This window comes from Rhodococcus sp. MPR-R1B (assembly GCF_058793255.1).
Genome location: NZ_JBXAFO010000005.1, coordinates 35,909 through 59,924 on the forward strand (window position 1 = coordinate 35,909; position 24,016 = coordinate 59,924).

At 59.9% G+C, this 24,016-nt stretch carries 9 protein-coding genes; 7 read left to right on the plus strand and 2 right to left on the minus strand.

Going from position 1 to position 24,016, the window contains the following annotated elements; translation table 11 throughout:
- Positions 1-59: 59 nt before the first annotated feature.
- From AC1Q61_RS09205 to AC1Q61_RS09225, 5 genes are read left to right on the plus strand one after another with little or no spacing between them, the layout of a single operon-like run.
- Entirely contained in the window at positions 60-3,008 is a 2,949-nt protein-coding gene (locus tag AC1Q61_RS09205; RefSeq protein ID WP_308251808.1) for a helicase-related protein, read from the plus strand.
- The gene (locus AC1Q61_RS09210) at positions 3,008-7,735 is read left to right on the plus strand and encodes an Eco57I restriction-modification methylase domain-containing protein (RefSeq protein ID WP_051649614.1); all 4,728 of its coding nucleotides are present in this window, start codon (positions 3,008-3,010) and stop codon (positions 7,733-7,735) included. Before AC1Q61_RS09205 ends, AC1Q61_RS09210 begins: the two co-directional genes overlap by 1 nt.
- Positions 7,735-14,163: a DEAD/DEAH box helicase gene (locus tag AC1Q61_RS09215; protein ID WP_252194247.1), complete on the plus strand. Its 6,429-nt coding sequence runs from the start codon at positions 7,735-7,737 to the stop codon at positions 14,161-14,163. The genes AC1Q61_RS09210 and AC1Q61_RS09215 overlap by 1 nt, the downstream gene beginning before the upstream one ends.
- A complete protein-coding gene (locus AC1Q61_RS09220; protein ID WP_215515634.1) occupies positions 14,164-16,377 on the plus strand; it encodes a 3'-5' exonuclease in 2,214 nt (737 codons plus the stop codon).
- Between the two features lie 60 nt (positions 16,378-16,437).
- Complete coding sequence (locus AC1Q61_RS09225; RefSeq protein WP_215515635.1) at positions 16,438-17,580, plus strand: hypothetical protein; 1,143 nt, start codon at positions 16,438-16,440, stop codon at positions 17,578-17,580.
- Positions 17,581-17,607: 27 nt separating this feature from the next.
- Here AC1Q61_RS09225 and AC1Q61_RS09230 read toward each other — a convergent pair whose 3' ends face one another.
- Positions 17,608-19,017, minus strand: coding sequence for an acyl-CoA synthetase (locus AC1Q61_RS09230; RefSeq protein WP_215515636.1), 1,410 nt, complete (start codon positions 19,015-19,017; stop codon positions 17,608-17,610).
- 28 nt (positions 19,018-19,045) lie between these two features.
- On the minus strand, positions 19,046-20,386 hold the full coding sequence (locus AC1Q61_RS09235; RefSeq protein ID WP_042922673.1) for an SLC13 family permease: 1,341 nt from the start codon (positions 20,384-20,386) through the stop codon (positions 19,046-19,048).
- A gap of 99 nt (positions 20,387-20,485) precedes the next feature.
- Here AC1Q61_RS09235 and AC1Q61_RS09240 point away from each other — a divergent pair, with 99 nt between their 5' ends.
- Complete coding sequence (locus AC1Q61_RS09240; RefSeq protein WP_007727006.1) at positions 20,486-21,133, plus strand: FadR/GntR family transcriptional regulator; 648 nt, start codon at positions 20,486-20,488, stop codon at positions 21,131-21,133.
- A gap of 267 nt (positions 21,134-21,400) precedes the next feature.
- Positions 21,401-23,965, plus strand: coding sequence for an ATP-dependent zinc metalloprotease FtsH (ftsH, locus tag AC1Q61_RS09245; protein WP_215515637.1), 2,565 nt, complete (start codon positions 21,401-21,403; stop codon positions 23,963-23,965).
- Positions 23,966-24,016 lie beyond the last annotated feature (51 nt).

The following is a 24,016-nucleotide window of genomic DNA, read 5'->3' on the forward strand; positions in this document are numbered from 1 at the left end:
TCCGACCGTTATGGTTGGATTTCGAGCCGGCACGGCCCGAAGTGAGAGGACCACCACGCGTGACAATCAGCGCTACCCCCGTCGTCGGCTCAGCAGCCGGGGGCGAGTATTCATTCAACGTTGCTCCCGGCTCGATAGTGGAGGTTCGGGATGAGGAATGGTTGGTGTCCTCCGTCGAACCGACGTCAGACGGATACGTAGTGCACGTGTTGGGTCTCTCCGACTTGGTGCGCGACACAGAGGCATCGTTTTCGACTGCACTGGATGAAATTGTGCCGGTCGATCCCACAGACGTAACGGTGGTGGCCGATACCTCGGATAAATTCCGTAGATCACGGTTGTGGCTCGAATCGATGCTCCGCAAGACCCCGGTGGCGATTGCCGATCCCAGCCTCACGACTGCGCACAAGGCACTTGCCCGGCCACTCGAATACCAGTACAAGGCTGTTCGTCAGGCACTCGATCCTGACAACCTTCGCCCGCGCATACTGCTTGCCGATGCTGTCGGTCTCGGGAAGACACTCGAAATCGGGATGATTCTGTCGGAACTGGTCAGGCGTGGTCGTGGTGATCGCATCCTCGTCGTGACTCCGAAACACGTCCTCGAGCAGATGCAGATGGAGCTGTGGACTCGGTTTGCTCTGCCGTTCGTCCGGTTGGATTCTACTGGGATTCAACGCATTCGACAGATCCTTCCTGCGACTCGCAACCCGTTCACTTATTACAAACGGGTGATCATCTCCATCGACACCCTCAAGAGCGACCGTTACCTCAACCACCTTCGTAAGCAGCAGTGGGACGCGGTGGTCATCGATGAATCCCACAACGTCACCAATGTTGCCGCTCAAAACAACCGACTCGCCCGGCTGTTGGCGTCGCGGACTGACGCGTTGATTCTTGCGTCGGCAACACCGCACAACGGTCGTGCCGAATCGTTCGCCGAGCTGATTCGCATGTTGGACCCCAGTGCCGTGTCCCCGTCAGGTGAGTTGGATGCCGAGCAGGTCAAAAAGCTTGTCATTCGTCGCCATCGCCATCATCCCGATGTTGCCAGCGAAGTCGGTTCGGATTGGGCGGAACGTCAACCACCACGCAATATCACGGTGGATGCCTCGGCCGCTGAAGACGCAGTAGCCCGCGAACTCGAAGATGTGTGGCTCTGGCCTGAAAAGGGGCAGTCGCCGTATTCGGGTTCGACGCGGTTGTTTCCGTGGGTGCTCGCGAAAGCATTCCTTTCGTCTCCGGATGCGCTGACGCAGTCGATCGTCGAACGACGAAAGCGGTTGGACCCGGAGGATGCAAGTGCAGCAAGGGAAATCGTGGCGCTCGATCATCTCGGCGAGTTGGTGGCCGCTACACCACTGCGCGAGTCTGCGAAGTACAGAAAGCTCCTCGACTATCTTGCGGAAATCGGCGTCAAAAAGAACGGCGACACCCGCGTTGTCGTGTTCGCGGAGCGCGTCGCGACGCTGAAGGCACTTGCACAGGCCCTATCGAAGGACCTGAAGATGACTCTCACCGAGGGGCGCGACCTTGGTCAGGTGACGGTATTGCACGGTGGACTCAGCGACGTCGAGCAGCAGGACATCGTCGAATCATTCAAACTCGAGTCTTCACCCATTCGAATTCTGGTCACGGGTGACGTTGCGTCCGAGGGCGTCAACCTACACTCGCAGTGTCACGACATGGTGCACTACGACATTCCCTGGAGCCTGATTCGAATCGAGCAGCGCAACGGGCGCATCGATCGGTACGGGCAACGGCATCGCCCTCGGATTGTGACCTTGCTACTGACACCGTCGACGAAGCACTTTGCGGGTGACGTGAGAGTTCTGACGCGCTTGGTGGAGCGAGAACACGAGGCGCACAAGGCCCTGGGCGAATCTTCTTCGCTGATGGGAACTTACGACGTTGCAGCGGAGGAAGAGGCCATTCGTCAAGTTCTCGCCGGCGAGAAGTCCCTGGATTCCGTGGTGAAGACCGTCGATCAGGTGACCTCAGGCGGTGGCCTCAGTGGTCTTCTTGCCCAAATTGGTGCTGCCAGTGAAAGCCTGGACGCATCGTCATCGCCGGTGCCCACCGAGCCGCCGACAAGCGGCGAGGCATCTACCAGTTTGTATTCGTCCGAGTTCGAGTATCTTTCTGATGCCTTGGAGGAGTTCGTCGGAACGCCGAGTAAACCAGCGCCCAATGGTGTGTCCTGGACTGTGCACAAGGCGCAGTCGATTGCCAGTCTCACCCCGCCGCGTGACCTGAAGCAGCGACTGCAGGTTCTGCCGCAGTCGTATCTTCGGGCGCGGTCGGTCACCGAGACCTATAAGCTGGCGCTCACAGCACTGCGGGGCGAGGAAGAACTGCGCGCTGCGCGGGCAGGGGAGTCGACGTCGACGTGGCCCGAGGCGCATTTCCTTGCGCCCCTTCATCCGATTCTTGATTGGGCTGCAGATCGGTCGCTCGCAGATCTGGGTCGACGGCAGATTTTCGCGGTCTGCGGGGCAGTGCCGGATACGACGGTGCTGGTCCAGGTAACGCAAACGAATACACGTGGGCAGGTAGTCGCTGCGTCGTTCTACACCGTGGCGTTCCCTGATGTGAACAATCCAAGTTTCGGTCTCGCATCGCCGCATCCAAGCGCGGCTCATGCAATTGCGGCACTTGGCCTCGCTGATATCAACACAGCCGCTCTCGGCAGCGTCGAAGCCTTGCAGCTACTGGTTGCTGCAGCCGTTCGTGCCGCAGATTCTGCAGCCGAAGAACACGCAGGCGCGATCAGGGACGAGACTCGGCAACGAGTAAGTGAATGGACTTCGCGCGCAGAACGGTGGACCCACGAAGCTGACGCGCTGATCCAACGTGACGAGTTACGTCAACGGGCAGATCGAGTGTCACACGAGCGAGAAGTCGCTCAATCGATGAATCCCGACCGCCGACTTGTCCGTCCGCTACTCGTTGCGGTCCCGGGCGGTTCGACGAATCAGAGTGTAGCGACGACAGGGAAGAGTCTCTAGTGAGTTCAACATCTGATGCCCTGATCGTCGGCGAGGATTTTGTCAGCGAGCATTACTTCACCACCGACGCGACATCTCAGTCGTTCAACGCACGAGTGATCGATCGGCGCAAGCAATGGGAGTCCGAAAAGACCGACGGGCAACCAACTGCGCGTTCGCGTTTCACGGCGCAACGTGGTGATCTGACGCGAGACTTCTTGGGCTTGGGTGAAGCTGCGGACCAGCAGACGCTGAGTGAGCTCTACTCGAACCTTCGCTCGATACTCGGGTACGAAGGTGTGCGCTGGGAGATTGTGCGTATTGGTGGAACCGACACCGAATCGGGGCCTGCGCTTGCGGTCCGTACTCGCGGATTGACCGGGCCTGCACCGTTAGTGATCGTCGAAGGTAGGGCGGAGCTCAGCGTCGAGCAGTTGATCGCCAAGGACGAGAAGACGCTGCGAACAGTTTTCAGGACTGGCGACGAGGATGTTCCCGGCGAAGACCTGGCGTCAGTGGCACAATTGCTGTCCCACCTGTCGACGGCGGAAGACGGTCCACAGTTCATTCTTGTTCTCGCTGGGTCCCAGGCCCTGATCACCGAACGAAGCCGCTGGCTCGAAGGTCGTTACCTTGCCGTCGATCTGCAGCTAATCTGCGAGCGAAATGATGACAAACGAGGTGGTGAGACGGACCGGGCATTAACTTGCTTGGCGGCAGACTCGCTTGCTCCCGATGCCGAAGGCAATATTTGGTGGGCCGGGGTGATCGACGAGTCCGCCAAGCACACCGTTGGAGTGTCCAAGGACCTGCGCGAGGGCGTTCGGCTGTCGATCGAACTCATCGCCAACGACGTCGTCACTCGGCGAGCCGTGCAAGGACTGGCTCCACTGGCAGATTCGGACGCGCAAGAGCTTGCAGGACAAGCGCTTCGCTACCTGTACCGCATCTTGTTCCTGCTGTACGCCGAGGCCCGGCCCGAGCTCGGTGTTCTACCCACCGGTGAGCAGACGTATGAGCGCGGCTACAGTCTTGATCGCCTGCGGGAACTGCTACTCGTCGAGCTGGTCACACCTCGGGCCGAGAATGGCACGCATTTCCACGATTCGTTGCACACCTTGTTCGAACTTGTCGACATAGGTCACGACGGATTGTCCGGTGATGAGTCGAGAACTGAAGGGCTCACCTTCAGGCACCTCAAGGCTGATCTATTTCGACCGATCGCAACGGCTTTCGTCAACGAAGTCAAGCTGAGTAACTCTGCCGTGCAGAAAGTGCTTCGGAATCTGTTGTTGAGCAAAGAATCTCGAGGAAGAGATCGCGGCTTCATTTCCTATGCGGACCTCGGAATCAACCAGCTCGGCGCGGTGTACGAGGGGTTGATGAGCTACACCGGCTTCTTCGCGAAGGACGCGCTGTACGAGGTTGCGAAGAACGGGGATTCCTCCAAAGGATCATGGGTGGTGCCGGAGGGGCGAATCGACGGCATTGCTGAGTCCGACTTCGTCACTGTGAAGGATGAGCTCACCGGGGAGCCGACCAAGGTTCGACATGAGCAGGGCACCTTCGTGTTTCGTCTGGCAGGCCGTGAACGTCAGCAATCAGCCTCGTACTACACCCCTGAGGTGCTGACGAAGTTCACGGTGGGGCAGGCCCTCGAAGAACTGCTCGATCAGGATGGAACGAGCACTTCCGCCGAGGAGATTCTTGGTCTCACCGTGTGTGAGCCTGCCTTGGGATCGGGAGCTTTCGCTATCGAAGCAGTGCGCCAGCTAGCCGATCAGTACCTGACACGTCGGCAGCGTGAGCTGGGCGAGCGTATCGACCCTGAGGAGTATCCAACTGAACTGCAACGTGCAAAGGCGTACATAGCCCTTCATCAGGTGTACGGCGTGGATCTCAATGCAACTGCGGTTGAGTTCGCCGAAATCTCGTTGTGGTTGGACACCATGGCGCGAGATCTGGACGCACCGTGGTTCGGATTGCATCTCAAGCGTGGCAATTCACTCATCGGTGCCAGACGTGCCCTCATTCCGAGTGGGCAATTGAAGTCTCGGGGATGGCTCGATGCCACGCCGATCGACGTTCGCCTTGCGGACAACCCGCTGGGCAAGCCGATTGACGTAGTGGACGGTGTCCACCACTTCTTGGTGCCGACCAGCGGCTGGGGTTCGACCGTCGAGGCCAAGGAAGTCAAAGAGCTCGCGCCGGACGCTCTGGCTGATCTGAAGACATGGCGGAAAGAGCTCAAGCCCCAGCCGACAACTGCCCAGGTTCGCAAACTCAAAGAGCTCGCCGGCCGTGTGGAGACATTGTGGCTGCTGGCACACAAGCGCCTCGAGATCGCGGAGCGGGAGATCCGTCGGCCGATTCCAGTGTGGGGACGTGAAACCGAGAGCGCAGAAACCGTTGTCACGCGCGATCTGATCGAAGCGTCGTTGGCAGACGAGAATGGCGCGTATCGGCGTTTGCGTCGGGTCATGGACGCATGGTGTGCGCTGTGGTTCTGGCCGCTGGTCGACGAGGACGCAACAGTCAATGACGATCTCGTACAACCGCCGACCTTGGATCAGTGGATCGAAACATTGACCGGTCTGCTCGGCACCCCCATCGGGGAGTCGAAGCCGGAGAAGAAGCACGGCCAGCTCAATCTGTTCACAATCCAGTCCTGGGATGAGCTCGAGGCAGTTGAGTCCAACGAGTTGCTCTTTGCGAAAGCTGTCAAAGTTGATGAGTTGAAAAATAATTCACCCTGGTTGGTGGTTGCTGAGCGTGTCGCTGCTCGCCAGGGGTTCTTCCATTGGGAACTGGATTTCTCGCCCGTATTCTCGCGAGGAGGCTTCGACCTCCAAGTCGGTAACCCGCCGTGGGTGCGGCCCGACTTTGATGAGACCGCGGCCCTGGCAGAGTACGACGTAGTTTTCGCTCTCGAATCGAAGATTTCGACTGACCGAGCGAACGCCCTTAAGGCTCAAGTTTTCGAAGATGGTGCGGCAGTCGACTTCTATGTCGATCAACTAACATCTGTAGCTTCGGTCAGACAGTTCGTCTCCGATTCTCGCATGTATCCTAATCTCAAAGGTCTTCGGCCAGACCTGTATCGCTGCTTCATGGAGCAGGTGTGGCGAAACCGATCGGAGATTGGAATCGCAACTTTAATCCACCCGGAAACTCATTTTACGGATGAAAAAGCTGGACTTCTCCGGAAAGCCTCCTATGAGATGTTGAGGCGGCACTGGCAATTTGTGAATGAGTTGACTCTCTACGAGATCGATCATCACGTTTCATTTGGTGTTCATGTTTACGGATCAGTCAGTGATCCATTTTTTCTGTCAGCATCGTCGCTGTATCATCCGGATACCGTTGAACGATCCCTGGTGCATGACGGGTCAGGTGCTGAGCCGGGATTGAAGGACGACGAGGGTAAATGGGATCAGAGGCCGCACCGTGGGCGAATTATTACTGTCGATGACGAGGTGTTGGCCTCCTGGAAGGATGCGCTCGAAGAACCCGGAGTGCCAATTCGTCAAACTCGAATGATATATACAGTGAACCGTTCGGCTGCAAATTCGTTGGAAAAGCTGGCAGTCGCTCCGCGTATTGGCGAATTGAAGCCTGAGTTTTCCCAGGGATGGAATGAGACGACTGATTTCACAAAGGGCTATTTCAAGAAAGAATGGGGAGTGCCTGAAAGTTGGGATGAGGTGATCCTGCAAGGTCCTCACATGCATGTCAGCACTCCGTTCTACAAGTCTCCCAACAAAACGATGAGAAATAACCTCGACTGGTCCAGCGCTGATCTCGAATCGCTCCCTGTAGAGGCCATTCCTGCGACATCGTACAAACCGGTGGGTGGACGAGCGCGGTACGACGCGGGATACACCTCATGGGAAGTCGAGGACAAGAACGGAATCTTGCAGACTGTTCGGGCTCGGGATTGCTATCGAGTGGCATGGCGCGCGATGGCGGCCAATACAGGGGAGAGGACGCTGATAAATGCGGTGATTCCACCGGGAGCAGGGCATATCAATGGAGTCTTTAGCGTCGGGCTACCTTTGGGGCGAATGCGAGATCTCATGCGAGCCGCCGCATGCGCATCCTCTCTTGTCGCAGACTTCAGCGTACGTGCTGCTCCGAAGAGCGGTATCTATCAGAATGTGTTCTACCGCCTTCCGATTGTCGATGATCCGAAGGTCGCCGGCCTCATGATTGCTCGTACGCTCCGCTTGAACTGTGTATCCAACGCGTACGCAGATTTGTGGAGTCAGTGCTTTGAAGAGTCGGTGCGCAGTGATTCTTGGACTGGCGGTTTTGATCATTCACTGAGGAAGCCCTTGGGCGACGTAGGTTCCAAGTGGACGATTGAAACCCCGTTGCGCATTGCTGCTGATCGTCGCCAGGCTTTGGTTGAGATCGATGCGCTCGTCGCCCTGGGACTCGGTCTAACAGCGGACGAGCTGTGCACTATTTACCGCACACAATTCCCTGTCCTCTACGGATACGACCGCAAGACATACCTTTACGACATCAATGGTCGACTCGTGCCCAATGAAGTGCTCAGTGTGTGGCGCAAGAAGGGCGACGCGATCAACGAGGACGAACGCACTGCCACAAACCCGGCCGGCAACACGTACACCTACGAATTGCCATTCCAGTTCCTGGACCGCGAAGCGGACATGCGCGAGGCATATACGGAATTCGAACGCCGACTTGGCATTACGGGCGGCACGGCAGTGGGTGCCAACTGATGGCCTCTGAACTTCTGCCGCTCTCGCAGGCCGAGCGCATCACTGCCAGCCTGCTCGACTACCTCGGCACTACTTTCGCACTTGCGGACCCCGATGCACGACGTGAATTGGATGCGTTTCTCGAACATCCCTCAACCGGGATGTTTCGCGGACCATATCTGCGGCTGCGCATGCCATTTCGGCCTGCCGAAGACGGCTGGCGAGACTCCTTGGAATGGTATGAGGGGTTCACGCCATACGGCCATCAGGCCGCCGCCTTCGAGCGGCTCAGTAGCGCGAACCTAGGACCTGACAAGTCGCGGCCGTTGCCCACTCTCGTTACGACGGGTACCGGTTCGGGAAAAACCGAAGCATTCCTCTACCCAATTCTCGATCACGTTCTGCGTGCTAAACGCCAGGGCATGACTGGCACCAAGGCGATCATTCTTTACCCGATGAACGCGCTGGCAAATGATCAGGCGCAGCGCCTCGCCGGTTTGATCACCGAGCACAAGGAGCTCGGCGGAATCACAGCCGCGCTCTACACCGGTGAAGCTGGTGCAACCCGGACGACCGTCGGCCCCGACGGACTGATCAGCGATCGGGACGTAATCCGAAGCGTCGCACCGGACATTCTGCTGACCAACTACAAAATGCTTGACCAGCTGTTGCTCCGTCCGGCTGATGCAGAACTGTGGCGACAGAGTGCTCACAGCCTTCAATATCTGGTTCTCGACGAATTTCACACCTATGATGGCGCTCAGGGCACCGACGTATCAATGCTGTTGCGCCGTCTCGGAATGACTCTCAAGAGTTATTGGGTTGACGGTGACACCGGCATCTCCGACGAAGACCGCGCCCGCCCACTAGGACGCGTCACGCCGATCGCGACGTCGGCGACTCTGGGAGACGGCAATGACTCCTCGACCATGCTCGATTTTGCCCGCACGGTCTTCGGTGACGAATTCAAGGCTGAATCGGTGGTCACCGAATCTCGAGAATCATTGCAGGAGTGGTCAGATGGTGCTGCCTCGCGAATCGCTGAAACCGGGATCACCGTTGCACAAATTGACGAGAAACGACTTCGAGAGCTCGCATCTGCTTCCAGTGTGACTGATCCTGTTGACGTATCGCGGGCTGCACTTCGGTCGCTCTACAGGGTGCCGAATGGATTCGAAGACAACGCGATTGATGGTCTCGGCCTCGATTTGATTCGAGCGCATCCAGTATTTCATCGAATTGTCGAACGCTGCGAATCAGCAGTACCCATTCTCAGTTTGTCTGATCCTGAGTTGTTTGCAGGCACAGACGAGTCTCTCGCGTCAGACCTCGAGCGTATCGACCCAAACATTAGAGCCCAGGCCCTACAAGCGCTGGTCACTACTCTCAGCCACGTGCGTGCGGTTTCGGGACGCACCGCACCATCGGTGGACGTTCATCTCTGGGTTCGGGAGCTGACCCGGCTGGATCGGGCAGCATCGGGGGCGCCCCAGTTCGCCTGGGGCGACGACGGTCTACTGCTCAGCGACGATTTTCATGATGATTCACTCGCGGCTCCGTACCTTCCCGCGCTCTACTGCCGGCACTGCAATCGATCCGGTTGGGGGATCCTACTCGCACCTACCGGCACGGATCTCGATGTCGACGACTCTACAATCCGGCGTCGCAAGCTCGCTGACGATGACCGCTTCCGGGCTCTCATCCATGCACCGGTAGAAGGGGAGACAGCGGTTGACTCGACATCGGACTCGAGTGCTCCGTCGAAACCTGCTTCTGCGTCCGAGCTTTCATGGCTGGTAGTCGACGATCGTCGCATCACTCGACAACGGCCTGCCGAATCGGTTGTTGCCGAGGGTGGCGCCGTACCCGTGTTGGTCAACGTCGGCGACACCGCCGGTGAGGATTCGATTCGAGATGTGTGCCCGTCTTGCCGTCAACGTGACGGAATCCGCTTTCTCGGTTCCGCGATCGCGACGATGCTGTCGGTATCGCTCTCGACACTGTTCGGCACCCCCGGCCTTGATCCGCGAGAGAAGCGTGCACTGGTCTTCACTGACAGTGTTCAGGACGCGGCACATCGCGCCGGTTTCGTTCAGGCGCGATCCAGGGCTCTCACGCTACGAACGTTGATCCGTCAGGCACTCGAGGACGGCGACACCAACCTCGACGCTCTCGCCCACAAGATGATCACCATGGCGGGCAACGACCGCGCCAAGCGCTACCGACTCCTGCCTCCTGAACTCGCCGATCGGGACGACTTCTCGAAGTTTTGGAGTACCGCGCGCCTGAGTCGAGCTTCGGCGACGTTGAGTGGTTTTGTCACCAAGCGACTTCAACTTGATATAGCGATGGAATTCGGTTTACGTGCCGGCGTCGGTCGAACATTGACGCGTACGGGGACGGCCCTTGCCGAGGTCGATGTCTCGCCTTCGGTGTTGCTGCTCTGTGCACGAGACGTGCTCGACGGGCAGGACGTGCAACTGGCATTGGACACGTACACCGATGCACAGTTGGTTCGTTGGGTCCGAGGAACCTTGGAGCACATGCGAATCCGAGGCGCGATCGCACACGATTGGTTCGAGAAGTTTCGGACCGACGACGGCAACCGGTGGTGGATCACCGGAGGCCGCAAACGAAGTCAAGGAATGCCAGGTTTTGGCCGCGGGAACTCCGCACCGGGCTTCCCCGTACTCGGCACGGTCAACCGTCGCGACAGCGACTTCGAGCCAGTAGCGTCTGCCCGCGGTTGGTACGCAAGCTGGACGGCAAAAGCTCTTGCCGTCAGTCCAGCCGAGGGTGCAGTCCTCAGTCGACTGCTGTTCGAGCGTCTAAGGCATCGCGATGTCGTAGGCGAGTTAGCAGGCGGTAGTGGAACTCGAACCTTCCATTTGACGCCGGATTCGGTTGTCGCTCGTCCGATCTCCGATAGTGAGATTTCCGACAAGACGGTCTCGCTGGGGTGTAGCAACTGCGGAGATTCGATCATCAGCGGCCACGACACCGTTGATCAACTTGTTGGTGGTCCGTGCCTGATTGCGGCTTGTGCAGGCACCCTTGAACGCCGGCGTATCGACGACAACTTCTATCGACAGATGTACACCGTTACCGACATTCGTCGAGTTGTCGCGCGTGAGCACACGTCGCTGTTGCCCGACGAAAAGCGTTTGGAGTACGAGTCACAGTTCAAAGAAACCAATCCGCCGCCAAACGCGCCGAATGTACTTGTCGCGACTCCGACACTGGAGATGGGCATCGATATCGGTGATCTGTCGGCAGTGATGCTGTCATCGCTCCCGCGCTCCGTCGCGTCGTATCTACAGCGAGTCGGCCGTGCAGGTCGACTGACTGGTAATGCGCTTGCCTTGGCATATGTGACCGCACGTGGCGATCAACTGCCACGCTTTGCCAATCCGGACGCGACGATCAACGGCGCAGTCCGACCGCCGGCAACGTATCTGGATGCCGAAGAGATTCTTCGTCGGCAGTTCATCGCTTCGGTCGCCGATCGATTGGCACGCCTGAAGAATGTGCCACATCCGAGAACCACCCCTGATGCACTCGGGTCGACCGGACCGAAAACCTACTTGGGCACTCTCATATCCGATGCCGAATCACACTCGACGCTCTACGTGGACGAGTTCGTGGCCGGTTTTCAATCGCTGGACGGCGAGGTAGTCGAGCGACTGCGCGACTTCGCCACACCTCAGAGTGGGCCCGAGAGTAGCGAATTGGCGTCCCGGTGCCATAGCGCGTCGATGGAATGGAACCAACGCATCGAGACGCTGCAGCACCGAAAGAAGGCAGTGGACGCGGTTGTGCCACAACTTCATGCAGCAGCGCAGAGCACAGTGGCCACAGATGATGACAAAGTTGCGTACCGTACCGCTCTCGCCGCCCAGCGACTGGTCGGCACGCAACTCGCGTCCCTGCGGTCCGAATACTGGATCAGTGCGCTGGAAGCGTTCGGGCTTTTTCCCAACTACACGTTGCTCGACGATTCGGTGACCCTCTCGGTCTCCGTCAACTGGATACATCCTGAGACTCAGGAATTCGAACACACCGAGTTCGAGCTCACCCGAGGATCCGCCCAGGCCCTACGCGACTTCGCACCCGGATCCACCTTCTACGCAAGTGGATTCGCTATTGCCATCGACGCCGTCGACCTCGGCGCCGAGGGCGACGCTGTGCACGAGTGGGCTTGCTGTCCCGCTTGCGGTTTCATCGCCGACCTGGGGGACGGTGCGCAGCCTCCGGCGACATGTCCGCGTTGTGGAACAGCAGCAATTGCGGATATCGGCCAGCGCCTCCCCGTCGTAGAACTCTCGAGTGTGTCGGCCGTCGTTCGACGTGAAGAAGCGGCTATCGACGACGGCAAAGAAGAACGAATCCGTAACCCGTTCACGATCATTACTGCTGCGGATATCGACCCGACCTCCTTCACCCGCCGTTGGTTCGTCGAAGGACTCGGCTTCGGAGCGACACATCGTCGTTCGATGACGATCCGATGGATCAATACCGGAGGCAGCCGTAGCGGTGGGTCGTCGCGGATTCTCGCGGGCGGCGAGATCGAGTCTGCAATGTTTCGGGTGTGCTCGGAATGCGGAAAGCTCGACACGGACACGCGGCGCAACTCGCCGAGTGAACACCGTCCCTGGTGTTCGTATCGCAAGGCATTGGAAGAGTCGACGCTCTCGATTGCATTGGCGCGGTCATTGACCACCGAAGGACTGGTTTTGCGGTTGCCGCCATCGGTGACGTGGGGCGATTCCTTTGCAGTTCCATCCCTGTCCGCGGCGCTGCTACTTGGGCTGCGTGAACGAATCGGCGGAGATCCGGACCATCTGCAGATCGTGGCTGTGGTCGATCCTGCCGTGAACGGCGAAAACCGACCCGGTCTGCTGCTGCACGACATCGTCCCCGGAGGTACGGGGTACCTCGCTGATCTTTCCGATCCCAGTACCATTTGGGACGTGCTGAGAAGGGCGCACGCTATCGTCGCATCGTGCGAGTGCCAGCACGAAGGGAAGCTTGCCTGCGAAAAGTGTCTGCTACCGTTCGCGTCGTTCACCGAGGTCAAATTCACGTCGCGGAGTGCTGCTGCACGTCACCTGCGGTCGCTGTTGCTCGGCCGGGAGGTGTCAACGGACGACAACAGTCCGATTCCGGATGCGATGCCGTGGAGCATAACTTCGGATGAACCGCCTATGGTCGATCTGGAGTCGAACCTCGAACGGCGCTTCCGGGTCGTGTTTGCCGAGCGCCTCCGGGCGCTTGGTGCGACGATCGTCGAGAAACCGACCGACAGAGGCGTCGCGTGGGACGTGGCGCTCGGATCATCCAACAGATGGAGTTTGAGGCCTCAGGAAAATATCCTGGGAAGCAAGCCGGACTTCGTTCTGACGTCAGCAACGCCGGGTATTCCTCCGACCGCGATCTTCACCGACGGATGGCAATTCCATGCCAGTCCTTCGAAAAATCGGCTTGCGGACGATGCGGAGAAACGACGTAACTTACGTGACGGTGGCTACCAAGTCGTCGCCGTGACGCATCAAGATCTCGAGGGTAAGCCATCGACGTCACCGATCTTGGCCGCCGAGCGCGTCCCGGGGTTGCTGCAGATGGCGGGTGATCAGCTTGCCAAGAGTTCTGTCGACCTCGTATTCGCCACCGCCATTGATTTACTGCTTGCGTGGATGCAGAGCCCGCAAGCGCAGTCGCGGCGGAACCTTGCACATTGGCTCCCAGTACTGGCGATCATGGGAATGAGTGCATCGGCAACTCAGACCGGCGGTGCGGCACCTGCGGTGCTCGCGGGACGGCTGATCGACGGTGGTGTTGTCGCGGATCCGAATGGGGACACGATCACGTGGCGAGACCGTGGATTCGCGATCGCGGTGCGGGTCCCCGCCGGAAAGTCGCCCAACGATGCAGAGATAGCCGTCGTCATCGACGACGACGATTCTGCGTTGTCCACGGAATCACGTGATTTGTGGAGGGAATGGCTTCGGTGGTCCAACCTGCTCGAGTTGCGTCCGCTTCCTGCGGTCGTGACTACGCGCCGGCACCTGGCGTCTTCATCGATGAATCTCGGTTCGCCCGCCTCGACTGTCACGGGGGGGCCAAGTGAATCTGTGACATTGACCGGACCTTGGCGTGAGGTGTACGACGAGGTGGTTCAGGCGGCTCAGCCGCTGGTGACCGGATTGGCGGCGTCTGATCTCCCAATTCCGGAGGTCGGTGAGGAGGTCGCAGGGGTGCCTCTCGAAATATCCTGGCCTTCACTGCGAATCGCTGTCGATCTGGGTCTTGATGCTGAGGATCGCGAGGGGTTGACGGCGGCAGGATGGACGCTGTGCCCAGTGGACGCGAAGAAGGTAATCGAGCTTGTCCAAGCAGAGGGTCTTGCACAAACGCCTTCTGTGACTATTGATTCAGTGAAAGGCGAGTAGATGCCTCAGATTGTCATCGGACGTGGACTGGACAAGATCGATGGGAGTCTCCACAAGGCAACCTATGCGTTTTTGGCGAAGCTGTCGGCTAACGACGACAACAAGAGCCTGCACATTGAGCCGATCAACAACTCGGCTGATCCTCGCGCACGGACGGGAAGGGTGGACCTCTCCAATCGTGCGGTTCTGTTCAAAGTTCAAGGCAGCGGCCAGGACGCATCGTACGTATTCATCGGTACCTACCCGCACGACGAGGCAATCAAGATTGCTCAGACACAAAGGATGGCCGTCAATCCGCGTAACGGTATCGCTGAGCTGCTGCCGGTCGAAAGTACAGCTCCAGCGCCGGTTTACTCAGCGCCGGTTGCAGTTTCCGAAAACCGTACGCCGTCGATTGAACAATCCTTACGCCGGCGTGAGTTCACAGCTGAAGATTTGACGGAGTTGGGACTAGACCTCGAGTTTGCCTCGGGTGCTCTGGACATCAACGATCCTGATGCATTGCTCGAGTACGCGGAGACGGCGCCGGCAACGTGGCAAGGCACTGCTCTCGTCGACATCTTCACGGGAACGTCATTGGCAGACGTCAAGGAGAAGTACGCGCTCGATACCGTCGAATCCGATGACGGTACCGAGGACGACAAACTGCTCAGGGCCCTCCGGCATCCCGCGGCGCGAATGGAATTCGCGTTCATCGAGGACAACGACGAGCTTCGCGAAGCTATCGAGCGTCCGGATTTCGCCGCATGGCGCATCTTTCTCCATCCGGAACAGCGTGCGTATGCGTTCAAAGACATCAATGGTCCCTTCCGTCTGACTGGCGGTGCAGGAACCGGCAAGACGGTCGTCCTTCTCCATCGCGCACGCGAGCTTCATCGCAAGAACCCTACGGCGCGAATCGTCCTCACAACCTACGGCGCTACCCTCGCAGAGAGCCTACGGGCGCAATTTCGTCAGCTTGATTCCACCGTGACACTCGCGGCCGACATGGGAAAACCAGGTGTATATATTGCCGGCGTCGACGCCATCGCTTCGCGCGTCCTGCACAAATACGAAAGTCAGCTTGGCGGAGGTGCTGATGTAAACGGCGCAGTTGCAACAGTTCTCGGCCCTCGAACAGCGCAAGTGTTCAAGAATCAGGGTTTCGATGCATGGAAACAGGCGATCGGTGCTTACGGAGCCGATCTGCCGAATGAGTTGAAAGTGGACTCGTTCTTCGAAGCGGAGTACAGCTTGGTAGTTCTACCGAACTCTGTCACCACGCGCGAAGAATACTTGCGTGTGAAGCGCTCTGGGCGGGGGGTGTCACTCAATCGGTCGAAGCGAAACGCGGTGTGGGACGTCATCGCCGGCTATCGAGCGTCTGGAGCGGCGTCGGGTTCGACTGACTTCGACGAGAAGGCCGCCATCGCTGCAGCAGTGCTGCGCGACGGATCGTCGGCACTCGCCGATCACGTGCTCGTGGATGAAGCTCAGGACTTGAGCCCGAGCCGTTTTCAGCTCCTTCGAGCCCTCGCATCTGAAGGTAAGAATGATCTGTTCTTTGCGGAGGACACTCATCAGCGGATATACGGCCAACGAGTTGTTCTCGGACGGTACGGCATCAACATTGTGGGGCGCTCGCGTCGCCTCACGCTCAATTACCGAACGACCGAACAAAACTTGCACTACGCCCTCGGGATTCTCTCTGGCGCAGAATTCACCGATCTGGGTGATCTGCCGGAGACTTCAGAGGGGTACCGATCCGCTCGCAGTGGGCCTAAACCCCAACAGATTTCGGTATCGAACCTCACCGAGCAATATGACGTCGTTGCCAAACTCGTGAAGACTTGGACAGCGGCTGGCACGGATGCAGAATCCATCGGTTTGCTTGTCCCCACAAAGAAAGAGGGACAAGCACTTCCGCGCGCACTGGGTGAACGTGAGACGTCTGCAACATTCGTCGACCGGAATTCATCAGGTGCCAAGGGAACTCCTCAGGTGATGACGATGCACCGGGCAAAGGGTATGGAGTTCGCGAAGGTTGTTCTCGTTGGAGTGGGAGAGAACTCGATTCCACGGTCCTATGTGGTGGATTCCCTCCCGGAGGGGGAGCGTGACGACGCGCTTCAAAGGGAGAGGTCGCTGCTGTATGTGGCTGCAACTCGCGCAAGAGACAACTTAGTCGTGGTGTGGACTGGAAAGCCTAGTGCGTTGCTTCCTGAAATAGGTTGACAAATTGGTCTTTCGGAGGCAGGCGCTCCATATCTCACCAAATACAGGAGTAGAACGAAAATGAGTGACGTTGGTGGGCAGTGGCGTCCATATCCGCTTTGGGGAGGGCGCGGAGACTGGTGCAACGAGGAAGTCGTCGGTGTTCATGCCTATACCGATGCGATCAGGTCGACTTTGGGTTCCGACTTCGACCCTGGAGGTACATCCGTCCGTAGAACGGTGGAACTCATCCCGGAACCCGGCAATCCGCATGATCGCTATGCAGTCTCGGTCAGGGCATCGAACTATTTGATCGGCTACTTGGCGCGAGAGCGGGCGATCCTGTTCCACAGTCGCTTGGCGGAGCTGATCAAGCGCGGGTTGGTGCCTACAGTGCCGGCATCGATCCGTGCTTACGACCGCAACTCTTGGGACGACACGCCAGGAACTCCAGTGGAGTTGTCTGTCTCCGTGGAGATTCAGCTCAGTGAACCGCATCTATTGATACCAGGCAACGAACCACCTGAGATCCCGTACACGCTGCTACCGTCTGGCGCCTCTGTCCAGGTCACCAAAGTCGACGACCATTTCGACGTGCTTCGGAATTTTGTAGAGCCGGAGGGCGAGCTGGAATTGCTCGTCACTTTGCATGAATTAGACGTGAGCACTGCGAGGACGGAAAAGAAGGTGGTCGAGGTCCGTGTCGACGGCCATCGCATCGGGCAGCTGACTCCGCAGACAAGTGCGAAGTTCTTGCCTGCGGTTCGTCATCTCGGAGGCCGAGGGCTCGTCACTGTCGGGAGGGGGTGGTTTCGAGGTTCATCCGTCTCTGCGGAGGTGTCTTTGATGGCGGCGAAGGCGCATGAGCTACCCGAAGACTTCTTGACCGGTGAGCCTTGGACCGTAATCGCCTTGAATCGGCCGAGCCGAATACCAGTCGACGAGGGCAGATCGGTGTGCGCCGAGCCGATTCCCACGTTCGCAATCGATATGGTGACCACCCGTCCACTGACGCCGTGGCAGCAGAAGGAAGCAACCAAGATGCTTATCGCTGCTTCCACTGCGGTTGCCTCGCGAGGCCTACCGGTTGTCGAGCCGCAGGTGAGTTCTGATTCGATCAAAGCAATTGTGTTGGAAAGCCATTCGGCGGATATCTTGGCTGCCCTGGCAGGTATCGAGGACTCGGACTTCGCATTAGCGGTCAAGTACCGGTCGCTCCAATAATTTTGGATCGACCGTTGACCCAACCGCCTAGGTCGTCAGCAGTTTCTTCTGCACCTTCCCCATAGCGTTGCGCGGCAAGCTGTCCACCAGACAAACCTGACGAGGGCGCTTGTGGATCGACAGCGATTCGGCGACGAAGTCCGAAACCACCGCGCAGTCGGCTACATCTCCGACGATGAAGGCGACTATGCGCTGGCCGAGATCGTCGTCCGGCACACCGACGACGGCGGCCTCGCGAACGCCGGGGTATGCCAGAAGTGCCTGTTCCACCTCGCCGGCACCGATGCGGTATCCACCGGACTTGATCATGTCGACCGACTCGCGACCTACGATGCGGTGGAATCCGCTGTCGTCGATCACCGCGATGTCGCCGGTGCGGAACCAGCCGTCTTCGGTCATGGATTCCGCTGTCTTCGAGGGGTTCCCGAGGTACTCGTCGAAGAGAACGGCGCCCGCAACTTCCAGTTGCCCAAGCTGCTCTCCGTCGTGCGCCGACAATTCGCCGTTCTCGCCGCGCAACCTCGTCCTGACTCCCGGAACGGCGTGCCCGACCCAACCCGGGCGACGTTCGCCGTCGTGCGTCGTGCTGACGGTGATGAGGGTTTCACTCATTCCGTAGCGCTCGACGGGAGCCAACCCGGTCAGCGATTTCATCCGCTCGAACAATGGAACCGGAAGTGGTGCACTTCCGGACACGAGCAAGCGCGCGGATCGCAATGCTGCTGCCGCCGAGGGCTCACCGCACACGCGTGACCAGACGGTCGGAACACCGAAGTACAACGAGCCACCCGCTGCGGCATACGAATCCGGAGTTGGTCTGAAGGTATGAATCAGCGGCGAACCCACGCGCAAGGCGCCCAACACGCCGAGAATCAACCCGTGGACGTGGAAGAGGGGCAGTCCGTGGACGAGTGTGTCCTCTGGCGTCCAATTCCACACATGAGCGAGCGCGTCGAGATCCGCAGCGATCGATGCTCGCGAGAGGACAACGCCTTTCGGAGCTCCGGTGGTTCCCGAGGTGTACATGATCAGTGCGGTAGCTGCCGCGCTCGGTTCGGGATAGGACGTCGCAGATCGCGCGTGAATATCGATGGGAATCAACGGGATACTCGAATCCGACGGTCCGTCTCCGAGTATCAGTTCGGCCTGGGAATCGGCGATGATGTGCTGACGTTCGAGCGGGCCGGAGTCCGGCGGGATCGGGACCACGGCAACACCGGCGATCAGTGCGCCGGCGACGGCGACCACTGTCTCGAGGCCGGCGGCGGCTTGTACTGCCACTCGCTGTGCACCGTGGATTCGATCGGCGACCGCGGTGGCGGCGGCAAACAAGTCGGCGCGAGAGAGGGTTGCGCCTTCGCCGAAACTGACCGCCGCTCCGTGATCGTCGAAGATGCGGGGGTCGAGGGAGCGCAGAAGTGTGGATTCGCTGTTCATTGCGAGTTCCCTTTCTTTGAGCGAAGATTCAGACGGACCATGGAACAACGAACAGCAGCCAGGCGAGAATCGGCGTCACCACCATGATGGTCATGCCCCACCGCATCGTCAGCCCGAACACCACGTCGCGTTCTTCCGGAGCGGCGTTCGCGACCACCAGCGCGCCGTTGGTCGAGAACGGACTGCAATCGACCAGAGACGAGGAGATTGCCAGCGCGATGACCAGACCGGTTGCATTGACCTGACCGGTCATCAGGAATGGAATTGCCAAAGGGATGAGTGCGCCGAGGATTCCCGTGGTGGATGCAAACGCCGACACGATCGCGCCGATCAGACAGATCAAGAACGCCGCGAGAAGTGGAATCCCCACGTGTGCAACAGAATCCCCGAGCCACTGGACGGTGTTCTGGTTCTGCAGAAGAGCGACGTACGTGACGATTCCGCCGATGAGGAGCACGGTGCCCCAGCTGATCTTGTCGACGGCGCCGCGGGCGGAGGCAGGGAAGATCAGGGTGAGAAGTACCGCGACGGTCAGTGCGGTGAATCCGACGTCGAGGTCGAACACCAAGGCGCCGAGTGCAAGCGACGCCAGTCCGAGCAAGGTGAGTCGGCGCTCGAGGTTGAGTGCTCCCTCGTGCGGAGCGGCCCCACCCGAGGACTTGCCGCCACCCTTCGAGCTGTCGCCGGAACCCGAGCCGGTGATGGTGTCGCTCCCGCCAGACGCATTGCCGACTGCGTTGACGAGCACGCGTTCGGAGTCGCCGCGCGCAATCAACGCGCGTCCGCCGAACGAGACGTACGCGACGGCAGCAACAACGGCCGCGGCCGCGAAGGTCGAGACGAACAGCAAGGCCGGGCTCGACGGGAGGCCGTTCTGACGCATGACGTCGTTGGTGATCACGCCGAAGATTCCGATAGGGGAGAAGCTGCCCGCCGTTGCGCCCTGGACGACCATGAAGCCCATCAGCATGGGGTGGATCCGGTAGCGGGTGGCGAAGCCCATTGCCACCGGCGCGATGATGGCGACGGCAGCGGGACTGACCGCGCCCATGGCGGTCACGGCTGCGCACACCGCGAACATCGCCCACGGCACGAGGGCCACTCGTCCTCTGACCGCGCGGACTGCCGCGTGAATGATCCAGTCGACCGTGCCGTTGTTTCTGGCCAGCGCGAACAGGTAGGTGACGCCGACCAGGATGACGAAGAGGCTGGCCGGGAAGCCGTCGAGGATCTCGCTGGTATCGACGGTGAAGACCAGTGTTCCGACGACGAAGGCAGCCACCAGGGCGAGCGCACCCATGTTCACCGACCTCACGGTGGATATGACGAACACCAGGACAAGTACTGACAGGGCTATGACATTTGCCATCGAACTCTCAATCCGTTCGCGACCAGCTTGTGGTCTGCATCACTTGAAATTGGCCTAGCCTCTCTGCCACTGCTCCATTTGTCAAGTACACTCCGAGGCATGAATTCGACGTCATCGCCCGGCTCGCGCTCGGGCCTGCCCGGACGATTGAAGCGTCCGCGTCTGTATGAGCAGTTGGCCGAGCACATTTCGAATTTCATCGAGGCTCAAGGCCTTTCGCCCGGCGATCGGCTTCCTCCCGAACGCAGCCTGGCTGCCGAACTCGGCGTCAGTCGAGCGTCGCTGGCTCAAGCGCTCGTGGCCCTCGAGATTCGAGGCAGAGTGGAAATTCAGCACGGTAACGGAGCGGTGATTCGCGAAGCTCCCACGCCCGACGCGGGTAGGTCTGCGGATTCGGGAGTGCGGTTGCAAGACCGAACTGTCGACGAACTGACTGCTGCCAGGGAAGCGATCATGGCCGGCCTGGCTCGGGCGGCGGCGTCGAATCCCAACGCTGCGCTTCGGGTCGCGATGTTGACCGACGACGGGACCGCGAGAAACTTCGCCGAGACATGGCGCTGCGTCAGGCACCTGGCCGGTGGCGGCTTATTGGCTGATCTCGACGACACCATCGCCAAGCAGGCGGACGTGCCCGAGTCCTCGGCGCGACTGTCTGCGCGACTAGATCAGCTCGCGCACCGGATCATCGACGGTGACCAATCGGGCGCCGCTGACGCTGTTGCGGGAATCCTCTCCGAAACGGCCTGACGAATAACGACGGACGAGCGTCGGAAAAGCGCACGATAACCACTATGAGCATGTTCGCTCACAGGAAACTGTGCTGCGACGTAGCCCGGGAACCTGATCGGCAATGCGCACGTTGAACACAGTGACGACCGTTCCAACCAAGCGGCACGGCCGCTGGCGGGCATCGATGGGGCCGATCGCGGTAACCTGCAGGTGTCCGGTTGGCAGCCGGAAGGCGACCTGGCAGACCCGCACTCTCGAAAGGACCGGCCACATCGGCCGACCTGTATGAACCGTAAGACTGTGTTCCGTAACGTGCTACTCGTAGCCGTCGTGCTGTTGGTGATCTATGCCTTCAGCTACTTCAGCAACGACACCCGCGACTTCAAGACCGTCGACACCTCGGTCGCGATCTCCCAACTCGACGCCAAGAATGTTGAGTCGGCGCAGATCGACGACCGTGAGCAGCAGGTTCGTCTGTGGCTCAAGAACGGCAACGACGCCACCGACGGTAAGACGCAGATCCTGGCGAAGTACCCCGCGAGTGCGTCGGAGCAGATCTTCGACAAGGTCGAAGGCGCCGGAGCGGACAAGTTCAACACGACGGTCACTCAGGAGAGTTGGCTGACGTCGATCCTTCTGTTCGTGCTGCCGATGATCATTCTGTTCGGCATCTTCTTCTTCGTCATGAACCGGATGCAGGGCGGCGGTGGTCGCGGCGGAGTCATGGGATTCGGTAAGTCGAAGGCCAAGCAGCTCACCAAGGACATGCCGAAAACCACGTTCGCAGACGTCGCCGGTGCGGACGAGGCTGTCGAAGAGCTGTACGAGATCAAGGACTTCCTGCAGAACCCGGCTCGCTACCAGGCGCTCGGCGCCAAGATTCCGCGCGGTGTCCTGCTGTACGGCCCTCCCGGAACCGGTAAGACGCTGCTCGCACGCGCTGTCGCAGGCGAAGCCGGCGTCCCGTTCTTCACCATCTCCGGTTCTGACTTCGTCGAGATGTTTGTCGGTGTCGGTGCTTCGCGTGTTCGCGACATGTTCGAGCAGGCCAAGCAGAACAGCCCCTGCATCATCTTCGTCGACGAGATCGACGCCGTCGGTCGTCAGCGCGGCGCAGGACTGGGCGGCGGACACGACGAGCGCGAGCAGACACTCAACCAGTTGCTCGTCGAGATGGACGGCTTCGGTGATCGCACCGGCATCATCTTGATCGCCGCAACCAACCGCCCCGACATCCTCGACCCCGCACTGCTGCGTCCGGGACGCTTCGATCGCCAGATTCCGGTCGGCGCCCCCGACCTCGCCGGTCGCCGCGCGATCCTGCGCGTGCACTCGCAGGGCAAGCCGATCGATCCCAACGCCGACCTCGAAGGTCTCGCCAAGCGGACCGTCGGAATGTCGGGTGCCGATCTCGCCAACGTCATCAACGAGGCTGCGCTGCTCACCGCACGCGAAAACGGAACCGTCATCACCGAAGCCTCGCTCGAGGAATCGGTGGATCGTGTTGTCGGTGGACCGCGGCGTAAGAGTCGCATCATCAGCGAGCACGAGAAGAAGATCACGGCGTACCACGAGGGCGGTCACACGCTGGCTGCTTGGGCAATGCCTGACATCGAGCCGGTCTACAAGGTCACGATCCTCGCTCGCGGTCGCACGGGTGGCCACGCGATGACCGTGCCCGAGGACGACAAGGGTTTGATGACGCGTTCGGAGATGATCGCTCGTCTCGTCATGGCAATGGGTGGACGCGCCGCCGAGGAGTTGGTGTTCCACGAGCCCACCACCGGAGCGTCGTCCGATATCGACATGGCGACCAAGATCGCCCGCGCGATGGTCACCGAATACGGCATGAGTGCCAAGCTCGGCGCGGTTCGCTACGGACAGGAGGGCGGGGATCCGTTCCTCGGCCGTTCGATGGGCGTTCAGTCCGACTACTCACACGAGATCGCCCGTGAAATCGACGAAGAGGTGCGCAACCTCATCGAGGCAGCGCACACCGAAGCGTGGGCAATCCTCAACGAGTACCGCGATGCGCTCGACCTCATCGCTACCGAACTGCTCGAGCGTGAGACGTTGACTCGCAAGGACCTCGAGAAGATCCTTGCCGGCGTCGAAAAGCGTCCGCGCATCACGGCTTTCAACGATTTCGGTGGGCGCACGCCTTCGGATCGTCCGCCGGTGAAGACTCCTCGCGAACTCGCGATCGAGCGCGGCGAAACCTGGCCGGAGCCCGCTGCCGCACCTGTTCTCGTCAAGACAGGTGCACCCAACAGCGGTGTCCCCAACGGTGGTCTCCCCAACAACGGTGGTCTCCCCAACAACGGCAACCAGGGACCCTCGAACGGCTACGCACAGCCTTCGTACCCGCAGCCGAGTGCTCCGCAGCAGACTCCGCAACCGGGTACGCCCGACTACGGAGCGCCCGCCGGATGGTCGGCACCGGGTTGGCCTCCGCGTGAGAACCCGTCGCCGACGTACCCCGGACAGCAGTCGGGTGGGTACACCGGTGGACAGAATCCGACCCCGCCGAACCAGTCGCAGGGCCAGTACGGTCAGCCCCAACACGGTCAGCCCCAGCCCGATCAGGGGCAGTACGGTCAACCGCACCCGGGGCAGCAGGCGTACCCGGAGCAGCCGCATCCCGGCCGCCGTTACCCCGCGCAGCCCGATTACCCGGTGCAGTACCCGGACAGTGGACCCTTCGCCGATCCGAACCGGGGAAACCCGACCGGCGAAAACCAGTGGCAGAGCCCCGCACCGGAACAGCCGCAAACTCCTCCGCCGCACCATTCGGCTGAGGACGAGGGACCGAGCACCGTTCGCTGGGACGGACCGGACGGATCTCGCTGACCTTGCGCCACTAGGCTCTGCGGCGGGGGACCTGTGAACAATTCTCGAGGA

Bases quoted from the DNA above. Each gene is read 5' to 3' on its own strand.
- AC1Q61_RS09225 (WP_215515635.1), top strand. From the start codon at position 16,438: ATGAGTGACGTTGGTGGGCAGTGGCGTCCATATCCGCTTTGGGGAGGG.
- AC1Q61_RS09230 (WP_215515636.1), bottom strand. From the start codon at position 19,017: ATGAACAGCGAATCCACACTTCTGCGCTCCCTCGACCCCCGCATCTTC.
- AC1Q61_RS09215 (WP_252194247.1), top strand. From the start codon at position 7,735: ATGGCCTCTGAACTTCTGCCGCTCTCGCAGGCCGAGCGCATCACTGCC.
- AC1Q61_RS09220 (WP_215515634.1), top strand. From the start codon at position 14,164: ATGCCTCAGATTGTCATCGGACGTGGACTGGACAAGATCGATGGGAGT.
- ftsH (WP_215515637.1), top strand. From the start codon at position 21,401: ATGAACCGTAAGACTGTGTTCCGTAACGTGCTACTCGTAGCCGTCGTG.
- AC1Q61_RS09240 (WP_007727006.1), top strand. From the start codon at position 20,486: ATGAATTCGACGTCATCGCCCGGCTCGCGCTCGGGCCTGCCCGGACGA.
- AC1Q61_RS09235 (WP_042922673.1), bottom strand. From the start codon at position 20,386: ATGGCAAATGTCATAGCCCTGTCAGTACTTGTCCTGGTGTTCGTCATA.